This window comes from Rhodococcus rhodnii NBRC 100604 (assembly GCF_001894925.1).
GTDB classification, from domain to species: Bacteria; Actinomycetota; Actinomycetes; order Mycobacteriales; family Mycobacteriaceae; genus Rhodococcus_F; species Rhodococcus_F rhodnii.
In genome coordinates this window covers 86198-99410 of the sequence record NZ_BCXD01000017.1, presented here as the reverse complement: position 1 = coordinate 99410, position 13213 = coordinate 86198, and the positions used below count along the sequence as shown (strand labels likewise).

Below are 13213 nucleotides of genomic sequence, written 5' to 3'. Positions count from 1 at the left end.
CCGTAGCAATACAGATGTATGGGATTCGGGGATTCGTGGGAGTCCGTATCCCGGGTCACAGGCGCCGAGTGCCCGAAACGGCGCATATCCCGCGCGGTAGGGTTTGACGCGTGATCGACCTCAGGTACGTCCGCGAGCACCCCGACGTCGTCCGCACCTCGCAGCGCAAACGCGGCGAGGATCCGGCGCTGGTCGATTCACTCCTCGACGCCGACACGGCACGCCGTGCCGCCGTCGCCGAGGGTGACGCGCTGCGCGCGGAGCAGAAGGCGTTCGGCAAGAAGGTCGGCCAGGCCGCGCCCGAGGACCGGCCCGCGCTGCTCGAGGGGTCGAAGGAGCTCGCGGCGAAGGTCAAGGCCGCCGAGGAGCGCCAGCGCACCGCGCAGGCCGCCCTCGACGCCGCGCACACCTCGATCTCCAACATCGTCCAGGACGACGCCCCCGCGGGCGGCGAGGACGACTTCGTCACGCTCGAGACGGTCGGAGAGGTCCCCACCTTCGACTTCGAGCCGAAGGATCACCTCGCGCTCGGCGAATCGCTCGGCATCATCGACATGGAACGCGGCGCGAAGGTGTCGGGGGCGCGGTTCTACTTCCTCACCGGATACGGCGCGCTGCTGCAGCTCGGAATGCTCCAGCTCGCGGCGCGCACGGCCGTGGACAACGGCTTCACGCTGATGATCCCGCCCGTGCTCGTGCGGCCCGAGATCATGGCGGGCACCGGTTTCCTGGGGTCGCACTCGGACGAGATCTACCACCTCGAAGAGGACGACCTCTATCTCGTCGGCACGTCGGAGGTGCCGCTCGCCGGCTACCACTCCGACGAGATCATCGAGTTCGGCGACGGGCCGAAGCGCTACGCCGGATGGTCGTCGTGCTTCCGCCGCGAGGCCGGCAGCTACGGCAAGGACACCCGCGGCATCATCCGCGTCCACCAGTTCGACAAGGTCGAGATGTTCGTCTACTGCCGTCCCGAGGACGCCGACGACGAGCATCGCCGGCTGCTCGCGTGGGAGCGCGACATGCTCGCGGCGATCGACGTTCCGTATCGCGTCATCGACGTCGCGAGCGGCGACCTCGGGTCGTCGGCGGCGCGCAAGTTCGACTGCGAGGCGTGGGTGCCGACCCAGCAGACCTACCGTGAGCTGACGTCGACGTCGAACTGCACGACCTTCCAGGCGCGACGACTGAGCATCCGGTACCGGGACGAGAACGGGAAGCCACAGACCGCGGCGACTCTCAACGGCACGCTGGCCACGACGCGGTGGCTCGTCGCGATCCTCGAGAATCACCAGCAGGCGGACGGTTCCGTTCGGGTCCCCGAGGCGCTGCGGCCGTACGTCGGACGGGACGTACTCACCCCCGTCGGCTGAGCCGGCAGGTCCGCTGTCCGGGAATTTCGGTTAGGCAACCCTTGCGTCTCCGGCCGAATGATGTAAACCTTACCTAACCCCACGGTGCGTCCGACGCTCGAAGCGGACGGAGTCACCGAGACAGCGCGGTAAGGGAGCGTCGCAAGTCATGTTCGTGTGCATCTGCAGAGCCGTCACCGAATCCGAGGTGCACGAGCACATCTGTCAGGGCGCGGACACCGCCGACGCGATCGGCGAACGCTGCGGAGCCGGCTGGGGGTGCGGTACCTGTCTGGACCGCCTGCAGGAACTCCTCCTCGAAAGGACCGCCGTCGGGCGCAGCGCCGCCTGAGACAACTCGATCCCGTTTCCCGCTGCACGTGTCGTGCGGCGGTGTTACGTTCGCGACCGATACCGGGGCGAACGGAGGAATCATGCGCGGCGACACCGAGGTCATCGATCTGCTCAACGAACAGCTCACGAGCGAACTCACCGCGATCAACCAGTACTTCCTGCACTCGAAGATGCAGGCCGACTGGGGGTTCACCGAACTCGCGGCGAAGACCCGCGCCGAGTCGATCGAGGAGATGCAGCACGCCGAGATCCTCACCGACCGGATCCTCTTCCTCGAAGCGCTCCCGAACTATCAGAAGCTGCTGCCGCTGCGCATCGGCCAGACGCTGCCCGAGCAGTTCCGCAGCGACCTCGCCATCGAGATGGAAGTGGTCGAACGGCTCCGCCCCGGCATCAGGATGTGCCGCGAGAAGGGCGACATCACGTCCGCGAAGCTGCTCGAGACGATCCTCAAGGACGAAGAGGATCACATCGACTACCTCGAGACGCAGCTCCAACTCATCGACCGCATGGGTGAGCAGCTCTACATGGCGAAGTCGGTCGCGACACCGCCCACCGTGGGCTGAGAGGCGCATACTGGGTCCCATGACCCGATGTTGATCCTCACGTAGCCCCGGCCCGGCGCGGGTAGCGCTCCCCGCCGTCGCGTACTTCTCGACGCACGAACTCGTCCCGCTGTTCGGCGTCTACGCCCTGCTGTTCGAGGACTCCGGCGTCGACGCGACGGGCATCGCGATCCTGTTCGCGCTGTGGTCGGTCGTCTCGTTCGCCGCCGAGATCCCGTCGGGCGCACTGGCGGACATCCTGCCGAAGCGCCTCGTGCTCGCCGTCTCCGCGGTGCTGTACACCGCAGGGTTCACCGTGTGGCTGACGTGGCCCGTGTTCGCCGGTTTCGCGGTCGGCTTCGTGGTGTGGGGACTCGCGTCGTCCCTGCAGTCCGGCACCGTCGAATCCCTCGTCTACGAGGCGTTGGACGGGCTCGGCCGGGCCGCCGACTATCCCCGGATCTGGGGGTGGGCGCACGCGGGCGCCCACGGATGCACTCTCGTCGGCACGGTGCTCGCGACGCCGCTGTACGACGTCGGGGGATATGCCGCCGTCGGCTGGGTGTCCGTCGCGATCACGATCGGCAACGGCCTGCTCGTGGCGGCACTGCCGCGCGAGCCGCGCCGACGCCGCGACGGCGAGAGGACGAAGGCCGGATTCGGCACGACGCTGCGTTCGGGCGTTGCGAGCGTCGCGCGCGACCGGGCCTCCCGTCGGCTCGTCGTCGTCACCGCGCTGCTCACCGGCTTCCTCGCCTACGACGAGTTCTTCCCGCTCGTCGCGCGCGAGGGTGGTGCGTCGACGACCGAGGTGCCGCTGCTCGTCGCGATCACCGTCGTCGGGCAGGCGGTCGGTGCCGCGCTCGCGGGGCGGACCGCTGCCGTGTCCGCGACGACGCTCTCCACGGCTGTGCTCGGCGCCGCCGTCGTACTCGCTGCGGGCGCGTTGTGGGGCGGCTACGGCGGCTTCGTCGCGATCGCGGTGGGGTACGGCGTCCTCGCCGACGTCACCGTCGTCACCGAGGCGCGACTACAGGACCGGCTGGACTCGGACGTCCGGGCCACGGGTCTGTCGTTGGCGGGATTCGGCGGGGAGACGAGCGCCGTCGCGATCTATGCGATCTTCGCGGTCGCGGGGGACGCCGTGCCGACGGCCATTCTTCTCGCCGCGTTGTCGGTGCCGCTCGCCGCGACGGCCCTGCTCGTGAGGACTGCGGCTCGTGCGTGACCTTCCGGCCTCTGCACCGGAAGATCACGCACGAGCGGCGGAGCCGCCTAGAGCTTGCGGGTGCGCAGTTCGTGGCCCTTCGACGTCTTGCACCGGCCGCTGTCGAGGTCCCACTTCCAGCCGTGGAGGTTGCACGTCAGCTCGTTTCCGTCGACCACCCCGAACTTGGAGAGGTCGGCCTTGAGGTGCGGGCACCGGCGCTGCATCTCGTAGCCGCCGAGTTCGATCGACGCGCTGTCGTCGTGCGCCTCCGAGAACCAGCCGTCCGCGTATGCGATGCGCTCGTCGGTGAGGCACTTGAAGAACGTGTAGAGGTACTCGTTGTAGCCGCCGATCCGCCACGCCTCGAACCGCGTCGACAGGAAGATCGTGTTGACCCAGTCCGGTTCGTCGTCGCGCAGCACCGTCCGCACGAGTTCGGGGGCGATGCGGAAGCCGTACCGGAACTTGCGTTCGCCCTCCTCGGGCGCGCGGACTGCGCGTGCCGGGAAGTCGAGGACGACGGTCTCGTCGCCGAGCACGAGGCCAACGGGGTAGCCGATGCCGTCGCACATGAGGTCCGACTGCTTCATGATCGGCTCGAACTTGGCGCGGATCGGATCGAGCAGCGGCTCGCCCTCGGCAGGCGCCCACGTCGCCTTCTCCGCCTCGATGACCGGCTTCATCCGCTGCGCCATCGCCTCGATGTAGGCGGCCTTGTCGGAGAAGATCTTCTCGACGTCGTCGTCCGGGATCGGGTGCGTCAGCGACAGGAGTTGCGTCCCGGTCAGGTCCACGGTCGAGCCGGGGATCATGAGCAGCCCGCCCGTGTTGCCGTGGATGCGCATCTGCTCGAGGAAGACGATCTGGTCGGGGAAGATGTTGCCCTCGTCGCCGTGATCGTCGTTGAGATCACGCAGTGCGTCGTCGAGGAAGACCGGCGGGCCCGCCGACGGCACGACCCATGTCGCCCCGACCTGCTCGATGTAGCTGCGGGCGCGGTCCATGCCACGCTGCCGCTTCTGCTTGCCGAAGTTCGTCTTCGTCTTGGCGGGGATGTCGTAGACCATCGGATACCAGATGGCACCCGAGTACTGCAGCAGGTGGATGTCGATGTGGCCGAACGACTCCGTGACGACGTCCATCTCGACGGGGCGCGCGTCGTTCATGTTGAAGACCGTCGTCTCGCCGTCGGACACGACGAGGCCGGAGTCGCCGATCGGGCCGTCGGCAGGCGCCCGCAACGCGACGATCATGATGTCGAGCTCGTCCGGTGCCAGGGCGCCCTCGGCGCTGCGGATCCCGTCCGGGCCGATGCGGTGCTTGACGGAGTCGTCGGTCGCGATGAACTTGGTGAAGCCGAGCGCCCGCAGTTCACGTTCGAGATCCGGAACCGGATAGTCGGGGAGCAGGACGGTCGCGTCCTTGCTGACGTGCTTGCTCAGGTTCTCGGGATCGAAATGGTCCTTGTGCAGGTGCGAGACGTAGAGGTAGTCGCAGTTCCCGAGTTCGTCCCAGTCGAGACCGGTGTTGTCGGGGAAGGGGAACCACGATGCGAAGTACGCGGGGTTGACCCACGGGTCGCACAGGATCGAGCCTGCTTTCGTCTGGATGTGGAATCCGGCGTGTCCGACGCTCGTGACCTGCACTCGACTGCCTCCTGATCGCTTCGCCGCGCCCGCCGAGGTCGCGACCGTCCCAGGGTAGGCGCTCACCCGGGGGTCGGAGCAAAAACCGGACACCGCGTATGCGCTGGTGTGACGTAGTTCAACGGAACTCGCCGAGGCAGTAGCCGTCGGGGCCGACGGCGGTGATCGCCGTGACGGTCTCGTCGCCGGACTCCGTCGCGGCGGGGACGGAGACCTCGAGATAGCCGCCGGGGAGCACGCGAGTGACCGGCTGCGCGGACGACAGTGCGTCGACGTCGACACGGGCCGAGGGAGCGGCGGCCGTCTGCAACGGGGGCAGCCCGCCCGAGCCCGTCCCGTCCGGATCCCACGGCGAGTTGCCGGGACACACCAACGGGTACGTCGTCTCCGAGTCGCCGGGGAACACGGGAGTGCCGCCGGTGCGGGCGAGGTATCGGACGACGGCCCAGTGCGCGTCGTCCGGCCCGAACATCGGGTCCGACTCCGAGGAACGGACGTAACCGCACGCATAACCCGACGCGACGTCGCTGCGGACGACGGACACGATCGCATCGTCGCCGGTCCATGTCACCGCGTACGGGTCGGCGATTCCCGGCCGCGTCACGGCGGCGGCGATCGCCTCGGCGTCCACGTCGGTACGGCGGGATGGTGCCTGGAGTGCGCACCTCTCGTCGAGGACGCGTGGGTCGGCGAAGACGTCGTCGACCCACGCCTGCAGGGCGGCGGCGGCCGCCGGATCGGCCGCGGCCGGGGCCACGACGGGCCGAAGCGGCGGCGGGGCGAGCAGGCCGGAGTCGTCGGGTGCGGCGGGTTCGTTCGGTTCGCGGTCTCGTGCCCCGTTCACCGCGCCGCTGTCGTCCACCGCGCCGCTGTCGTCCACCGCGCCGCTGTCGTCCACCGCGCCGCTGCCGTCCTGCGCGCCCGAGTCCTGCGGCAGACCGGACGTGCCGTCGTCCCACCTCGGCGCCACCGCGGCAAGCAGGATCAGCGATCCGGCGACGGCGACGGCGGCGAACGCGAGCGACCGAACGGGCGAAGGCACGCGTCGAGGGTAACCGGCATCGCCCGCAGCAGTAGGCGTCACACGGACGGCGTGCTGTGGGCCGCGTCGCCCGACTGCCGCTACGCTGACCGGTGTGGATCCCGTGTATCGGTTCGTCATCGGCGTCGCCCGCACCGTGTTCTTCGCGCAGGGGCTGAAGTTCACCGTCTCCGGGGCGGAGAACGTCCCCCGCACCGGCGGGGCCGTCGTCGCCATCAATCACACCGGCTACATGGACTTCACCTATGCGGGGCTGCCCGCCCGTACGCCGAAGCGCTACATCCGCTTCATGGCGAAGAAGGAGGTCTTCGACAACAAGATCTCCGGTCCGATCATGCGCGCGCTGCGACACATTCCCGTCGATCGCACCGCCGGCGCCGACTCCTACCGCGCCGCGGTCCAGGCGCTCCGCGACGGCGAACTGGTCGGCGTGTACCCCGAGGCCACGATCAGCCGCAGCTTCGAGATCAAGCAGTTCAAGTCGGGCGCGGCACGGATGGCGGTCGAGGCGGACGTGCCCATCGTCCCCGTCGTCGTCTGGGGCGCGCAGCGGGTGTGGACGAAGGGCCACCCCAAGCGGCTCGGACGGACGAACACGCCGATCTCGATCGCCGTCGGCGAGCCGATCGCTCCCGAGGGGACTGCGCCGGAGCTGACGGAGCGATTGCGCTCGACGATGACACGGATGCTCGAGGACCTGCAGAAGGGCTACGACCATCCGGCGGGCGAATACTGGGTGCCCGCGAAGCTCGGTGGCTCCGCTCCCACACTCGAGGAAGCCGACGCGATGGATACCGAGGAGGCGCAGGCGCGAGCCGCGCGCAAACGCGACACGTGAGGCTCTACCCGGCCGTCGAGGGCACACTGCGAGTGGTTGCGCGTGTCCAGGGGCTGCAGATCGCCTATGCCGGACTCGGCAACATCCCGTCCCGGGGCGGAGCAGTCGTCGCGGTCAATCACACCGGCTACCTCGACTTCCTTCCGATGGCGCTCGCGGCACGCGGCGCGCAGCGCCGAGTACGGCTCATGGCGAAAGCGGAATTCGCCGACAACGCCGTACTCGGCGTGCTCATGCGTGGGTGTGGCGTGATCCCCGTCGACCGTTCCGCCGGCGCGGACTCGTACGCTGCGGCCGTGACGGCGCTGCGTGGGGGAGATCTCGTCGCCGTGTACCCGGAGTCGACGATCAGCCGCAGCTTCGAACTCGAGACGTTCAAGTCGGGCGCGGCCCGCATGGCGCTCGACGCGGGTGTCCCGATCGTCCCCATGATCGTGTGGGGCGCCCAGCGCATCGCGTCGAAGGGAGTGCCTCGCTCGATCGGTAGACACCGGTACCCGATCGCGGTGGGCGTCGGAGATCCGATTCCGCCGATCGGGGATCCGCGGGCGCTCACCGGCACGTTGCGGAGGGCGATGCGATCCGTCCTCGACGAGGTGCAGTCCGGCTTCGACCACCCGGCCGGAGCGCCGTGGGTTCCGGCCAGGCTCGGCGGCAGCGCACCGGCACCGTCGTGCGAGGACATCCGTGGCACGGAGCACGTCGACGGCTCACCCGGCCCCGGTCCGGGCACAATGGACGGGTGCGCTCACCCCGACCCGGACTCGTCGCCTCCGATGTCGACGGAACGCTGATCGATCACGACGACCGCATCAGCGCACGTACACGTGCCGCCGTGCAGGCAGTCGCCGAATCGGGGACGCCGTTCGTCCTGGCCACGGGCCGGCCGCCCCGGTGGATCGAGCCCGTCACCGACGGTCTCGGCTTCGCGCCGATGGCCGTGTGCGCGAATGGTGCGGTGCTCTACGACAGTGCCGCCGACTCGATCCTGTGGGCGGCGACGCTCGACGTCGACACGCTCGCCTGGCTCTCCGACCTCGCGACGACAGTCCTGCCGGGCGCGGGACTGGCCGCCGAGCGGATCGGGCGCACCGCGCACGACACCGCGACCCCGCAGTTCGTCAGTGCTCCCGGCTACGAGCACGCGTGGCTCAACCCCGATCACACCGAGATGTCGAGCGACGACCTGATCTCCGCGCCCGCGGTGAAGCTCCTCGTCCGCCTGCCCGGTGCGACGAGCCACGAGATGGCCCGGATCCTCGCCCCGCACATCGTGGGCAAGGCGGACATGACCTACTCGACCGACAACGGCCTGATCGAACTCGCCGCCCCCGGCGTCACCAAGGCCTCCGGACTCCTCGCGATCGCGGACGTCATCGGAGTGAGACTCGAGCGGATCGCCGCGTTCGGCGACATGCCCAACGACATCCCCATGCTGTCCCTCGCCGACCACGGCGTCGCCGTCGAGAACGCCCACCCCGACGCGAAAGCCGCCGCCGACGAGGTGACGAGCACCAACGTCGACGACGGCGTCGCGCGCGTTCTCGAACGGTGGTGGGGTTAGCCCACCGGTGCCGGTGCCGGGGCTTCCTGCTCCAGCGCCTGGTCGTAGTTGTCGTTGTAGGTCTTGAGCACCTTGGTGACGATGCCGGTGAGCTGGTTGAAGATCAGCGATCCGTTCTCGAAGTCGGTGCGCAGCCCGTCGGGGACGGGGTACTCGTCACTGGTCGGCAGTCCGAGTTCGCCGATTCCGGCACCGAACGCCTGCCACGAGCGGTAGATCTCGCCGAGGACGGCCCACACTCCACCGTTGGGTGACGTGTAGATCCCGCCGTTCACGAACTCGGCTCCTTCGTAGCCGGCCGAGACCTGGTGGACGGGCGAGAGCGAGGCTCCGAGCGGGCCGGTGTCGCCACCTTCCGCGATCCACTTCTGGGCGATCACGCTGTGATCGGTCAGCCGGACGAGTTCGCCGATGAGTTCCGGGATGTTCTCTCCCGGAACGACTCCCGAGGCCCTGTTGGTCGGGGCTTCCGGTGCGGCAGGAGCGGCAGGAGCGCCGGGTGCGGGAGCGGACGCGAGGACGTCCGAACCGGAACCGGTGTTCGCCGCCGCGATCTGGCGGATCTCGTTCATGCGGGCGTACCCGGCGTCACCGGGGCACGAGGTGTTCCCGACGTCGCGGTGCGCGAAGATGATCGGCAGATCGACCGCTGCCCCCTGCGGGTAGAACGTGAAATCCGTTCCTTCCGACCACATCCGGGTCGTTCCCTGCGGGTCGAGCCCCGCCTTGCCGAGTCGCCACCCGAGGAACTTGCCCACGGCATCGACGGTCGCCTGCGGCGGGTTCACCGTCGAGAAGTCGCCCATCATAGCGATGCCCATGGTGTTCTCGTTGAAGCCGCCGGTGTGGGCGCCCTGGACGGGCCGGTCGAGACCACCCGCACGACCCTCGAAGATCTGGCCGTACTTGTCGACGAGGACGTTGTAGCCGACGTCGCACCAGCCGAGCGTCTGCGCGTGGTACGCGTAGATGGCGCGGACGATGCCGGCCGACTCGGCCTTGGTGTAGTCGTTGTTGCCGGCGGTGTGGTGAACGGTTGCGCCGCCGAGAGCGTCGTCGTAGACCGGCTCCTGGCACCGCAGCGATTCGTCGGCGCCCCACTGCGCGCGAGTGATGACCGACGGCCCGCCGCCGAGCGGCGCTGCGACGTCGGAGAGATAGGAGTCGTCCGGGCCGGTACCGGGATCGATGAGGACCGCGGTGACGTCGTCCGCGCCGATCGCGAGCGGCGTCGACTGCGACGCCGGGACGTAGCCGAGCGGCGCGCCCTCGGCGGGCTCGGCACCGGGTTCGGGCGCAGGCTGCACAGCGGGTTCGGGTGCGGGCTGCTCTTCCGCCGGTGCCGGTGCCGGTGCATCGGCGTTCGGCGTCAGCACCTGGACGGCGCGGGTCGATCCCACGTGAACGGGTTCGGTCGCCGTGCCCGTGAAGCCGTCGACTCCCGACGGCGACGCGTCGACTGCGTCGGGCGTGAACCACGGGCCCCAGCTGCCGTCCTCGCGCTGGGCGCGCACCTTCGACTGCGCCGAGGCGACGGTCTCGGAGGTCAGCGCGACCATGCTGAACGGCGTGTCGCGTTCGAGCTGCTTGACGACGGCGCCGGCCTCGGTGGCGGGCGTGGGCGCGGGCGTCTCGGGAGCCGCGATGTCCGACGGCAGCGGCGCGAGCGGAATCTTCAGCTCACCGCCGCCGGGAAGCGGGATGGAACTCGGGATGGTGATGGAGTCGGGGAGCCGAATGCTGCGCAGCGCGCCGAGGTCGACGTCCGGCAGATTCAGCCCGGTGAGGTCCTTCAGCGGGATCACGATGTCGGGTACCTGCTCGAGGGTGACCTTCGCGATGTCGGTCGAGACCGTGGTCTCGGAGGCTCGACGGGGCTCGTCGGCGCGCTCGGTGGACCCGAGCGACGCCGTCCCGTAGACGGCGAGCGGTCCGGCAACGGCCACCGCGGCTACTGCCCCGAGCACGAGCGAGGGCTTCGGTCGACGGTGTGGCACTGCAATCTCCTCGATTTCTCGATTCCCTGGCACGGGCCTGTGTTACTGAACTGACACGTGTGAATGAAGTTGACGCCTGGGGTCCGTGTGTCAGACTAGCCACAGGCAACCATAACGCTCAACCTTAGATTGAGGGTTGCTGGTCACGGTCCGGCATCGGTCCGCTCGTGGTTCGGCTACAGGAAGTCCTCGCCATGCGTCTCGCACTCTTCGCCCCAGCCCGCCCTCGTCGTCGCGCGTCGTTCGCGCTGGCAGCGGTGCCCGTGCTGGCCGTCGCCGCAGTAGGGGCCTCCCACGTGCTCTCGCCGGACGACGTCGCACCCGTGGTGGCGGCCGACACTCCCTACACCATCACCGGCCACGGCCACGGTCACGGCCGCGGAATGGGTCAGTGGGGTGCGTACGGCTACGCCAAGAACGAAGGCTGGGCCGCCGAGCGAATCCTGAGCCACTACTACGGCGGAACGACGCTGGACGCGGCGCCCGGCGCCGCGATCACCGTCCGCCTCGTCGGCCAGGACGACCGCCAACTCGACGTCTACTCCGATGCGGGCGGGTCCGTCGCGGGCCGGCCGCTCGCGCCCGGCGAAGCCGCTCACCTGCAACCGACGCCCGGTGGCGGGGCGAACGTCGTCGTCACCCAGGGGTGCGGCGGCGAGGTCCTGTGGCAGGCGCAGACCGATCATCCGTGGGTCGATCCCGTGGATCTCGCGCCCGACCGGCCCGCGGATCAACATCTGAGGCTGTGCGACGGATCGGCGAGCTATCGAGGCTCGTTGGGCGTCGCGCTCGACGGCACCGCGCCGCGCGTCGTCAATTCCGTCGACCTCGACGACTATCTCCTCGCGGTCGTGCCGGCCGAATCGCGTCCGGACTGGGCCGACACGGGCGGTGCGGAGGCACTGCGCGCACAGGCGATCGCGGCACGCTCGTACGCGTCGACGGAGAACCGCACGAGCTACGCCGACACGTGCGACACGCAGGACTGCCAGGTGTACGGCGGCTCCGGCGCGGAGGATCCGCGGACGACCGACGCCGTGCGCTCGACGTCCCGCTCCGTGCTCGTGCGCGACGGCGCGCCCGTCAAGGCGGAGTTCTCGGCGTCCACCGGCGGCTGGACGGCGGGCGGCGACTTCCCCGCGGTCGAGGATCGCGGCGACACCGAGTCGCCGCACCACGACTGGGTCGTCGCGACGACGGCGGGCGAGATCGCGTCGGCGTTCGGTGTGGGGGAACTCCACGACGTGGTGGCCGTGCGCAACGGCTCGGGTGCCGACGGCGGCCGGGTCACGACGCTGAAGGTGACCGGATCCGACGGTGAGGTCGAGGTCGGGGGAATCGAGGCACGTCGCGCCCTCGACCTGCGATCGGATTGGTTCACGATCACCGAGGGTGCGGTGGCGCCGCCGACGGTCGCCGAGCCGGAACCGGAACTGAACTCGCCGGGGAACAACGTCGGTGGTCCCGTGTCGCCCGTCGACGAGAAGTACCGCGAACTGGGCGGTGCCGCGAGCACGCTCGGCGCACCGCTCGGCCCGCAGATGATGCTCCCGAACGAGGCGGGCGTGTTCCGCCTGTACACGGGCGGCGTCATCATCTGGACGCAGTCGCTCGGAGCGCAGGTCGTCGATTCGTCGGTGTTGCGTGAATGGATTCCCGACGGCACCGGTTCGGCCGGTGATGCCGGGGAGCCGAGCGGCGAAGAGCCCGTCGAGGGTTGACCTTGACGCAGCGTCAACCTGCATGCTGAATCCGTGAGTGGACGGGAATGGTCGATCTCCGAGTTGGCCGCGGCTGCAGGGACGACGAGCCGCGCGTTGCGTCACTACGGCGACGTGGGGATCCTGAGGCCCAGTCGGATCGGCGCGAACGGCTATCGCTGGTACGACGACGCCGGCGTCGTCCGGCTGCAGCGCATCCTGCTCCTGCGTGATCTGGGGCTCGGGCTGCGGGAGATCGAGACGGTCCTGCACGGCGAATCCGACACGGTGTCGGCGCTGACCACTCACCTCGAGCTGCTCGAACGTGAGCAGCGACGCCTGACTCGGCAGATCGAGTCGGTGCGGTCGACGATTCGCAGAACGAAAGCAGGTGAGCCTCTCGTGATGAACGAGACCTTCGACGGGTTCGATCACACCCGTCACAAGAGCGAAGTGATCGAGCGGTGGGGCGAGGACGCCTACCGCGAGGCCGACGAGGGCTGGCGCGGAATGAGCGGCGACGAGCGTCGCGACCTCGCTCGCGAGGCGAGTGCTCTCGCGTCGGAGTGGCAGGACGCCGCGTCGGCGGGGGAGGCGCCGGACGGTGAGCGGGCGCAGGCGCTCGCGCGGCGTCATCTGGCGTGGCTGAACGCGGCGCCCGGCGTGCCGCGGACGGACTCCGGCGAGTTGCGCGGCGAGTACGTGCGCGGGCTGGTCCAGATGTACGTGGACGACGAGCGCTTCGCCGCGAACTACGGCGGCGTGGGCGGCGCTCGGCTGGTGCGCGACGCGGTCCTCGCGCACCTCGATCGTCGCTAGTGCCCCGCTCGACCGGCGCTGGTGCCTCGCTCGCACGGCGCGATGTCACATCGTGTGCACCGAGCGCGCACGGTGTGACATCGCGCCGCGAGGGAAGGGGGTGAGCGACGCCGCCGCCGGGGCTGCGCGGCGAGAATCCGCCGGTC

General features: G+C 69.5%; 12 protein-coding genes. 9 read left to right on the top strand and 3 right to left on the bottom strand.

Features of this window, described 5'->3' with window-relative positions:
* The first annotated feature begins 110 nt into the window (after positions 1-110).
* From serS to RR1_RS13880, 4 genes are all read left to right on the top strand, one after another.
* Positions 111-1373: a serine--tRNA ligase gene (gene serS, locus RR1_RS13895; protein WP_010838115.1), complete on the top strand. Its 1263-nt coding sequence runs from the start codon at positions 111-113 to the stop codon at positions 1371-1373.
* 148 nt (positions 1374-1521) lie between these two features.
* Positions 1522-1704 (top strand): (2Fe-2S)-binding protein, encoded by a 183-nt coding sequence (locus tag RR1_RS13890; RefSeq protein WP_010838114.1) that lies wholly within the window; start codon positions 1522-1524, stop codon positions 1702-1704.
* A gap of 82 nt (positions 1705-1786) precedes the next feature.
* The gene (bfr, locus tag RR1_RS13885) at positions 1787-2272 is read left to right on the top strand and encodes a bacterioferritin (RefSeq protein ID WP_010838113.1); all 486 of its coding nucleotides are present in this window, start codon (positions 1787-1789) and stop codon (positions 2270-2272) included.
* Positions 2273-2381: 109 nt separating this feature from the next.
* Positions 2382-3479, top strand: a complete 1098-nt coding sequence (locus RR1_RS13880) for an MFS transporter (protein WP_040773018.1) — start codon at positions 2382-2384, stop codon at positions 3477-3479.
* A gap of 47 nt (positions 3480-3526) precedes the next feature.
* Here the strand turns inward: RR1_RS13880 and RR1_RS13875 are convergent, their stop codons facing one another.
* Together RR1_RS13875 and RR1_RS13870 are read right to left on the bottom strand one after the other, a co-directional pair.
* Positions 3527-5107, bottom strand: a complete 1581-nt coding sequence (locus RR1_RS13875; protein WP_010838111.1) for a Rieske 2Fe-2S domain-containing protein — start codon at positions 5105-5107, stop codon at positions 3527-3529.
* A 118-nt stretch (positions 5108-5225) separates the two neighbouring features.
* Positions 5226-6149: a hypothetical protein gene (locus tag RR1_RS13870; protein WP_010838110.1), complete on the bottom strand. Its 924-nt coding sequence runs from the start codon at positions 6147-6149 to the stop codon at positions 5226-5228.
* Positions 6150-6243: 94 nt separating this feature from the next.
* Between RR1_RS13870 and RR1_RS13865 the strand changes: the two genes are divergently transcribed.
* Genes RR1_RS13865 through RR1_RS13855 form a run of 3 tightly spaced genes read left to right on the top strand, consistent with a single transcriptional unit; the run spans position 6244 to position 8551 of the window.
* On the top strand, positions 6244-6987 hold the full coding sequence (locus tag RR1_RS13865; RefSeq protein WP_010838109.1) for a lysophospholipid acyltransferase family protein: 744 nt from the start codon (positions 6244-6246) through the stop codon (positions 6985-6987).
* Positions 6984-7781: a lysophospholipid acyltransferase family protein gene (locus RR1_RS13860; protein WP_010838108.1), complete on the top strand. Its 798-nt coding sequence runs from the start codon at positions 6984-6986 to the stop codon at positions 7779-7781. Before RR1_RS13865 ends, RR1_RS13860 begins: the two co-directional genes overlap by 4 nt.
* On the top strand, positions 7730-8551 hold the full coding sequence (locus RR1_RS13855; protein WP_040773016.1) for a Cof-type HAD-IIB family hydrolase: 822 nt from the start codon (positions 7730-7732) through the stop codon (positions 8549-8551). The genes RR1_RS13860 and RR1_RS13855 overlap by 52 nt, the downstream gene beginning before the upstream one ends.
* Here the strand turns inward: RR1_RS13855 and RR1_RS13850 are convergent.
* Positions 8548-10548, bottom strand: a complete 2001-nt coding sequence (locus tag RR1_RS13850) for an N-acetylmuramoyl-L-alanine amidase (protein WP_040773014.1) — start codon at positions 10546-10548, stop codon at positions 8548-8550. The two genes, RR1_RS13855 and RR1_RS13850, sit on opposite strands and share 4 nt — an antisense overlap.
* 194 nt (positions 10549-10742) lie before the next feature.
* On the opposite strand from RR1_RS13850, the gene RR1_RS13845 reads away from it, so the two are divergent.
* Together RR1_RS13845 and RR1_RS13840 are read left to right on the top strand one after the other, a co-directional pair.
* Positions 10743-12269 (top strand): SpoIID/LytB domain-containing protein, encoded by a 1527-nt coding sequence (locus tag RR1_RS13845; RefSeq protein WP_081634145.1) that lies wholly within the window; start codon positions 10743-10745, stop codon positions 12267-12269.
* Positions 12270-12302: 33 nt separating this feature from the next.
* Positions 12303-13067, top strand: coding sequence for a MerR family transcriptional regulator (locus RR1_RS13840; RefSeq protein WP_010838104.1), 765 nt, complete (start codon positions 12303-12305; stop codon positions 13065-13067).
* Positions 13068-13213: the final 146 nt, after the last annotated feature.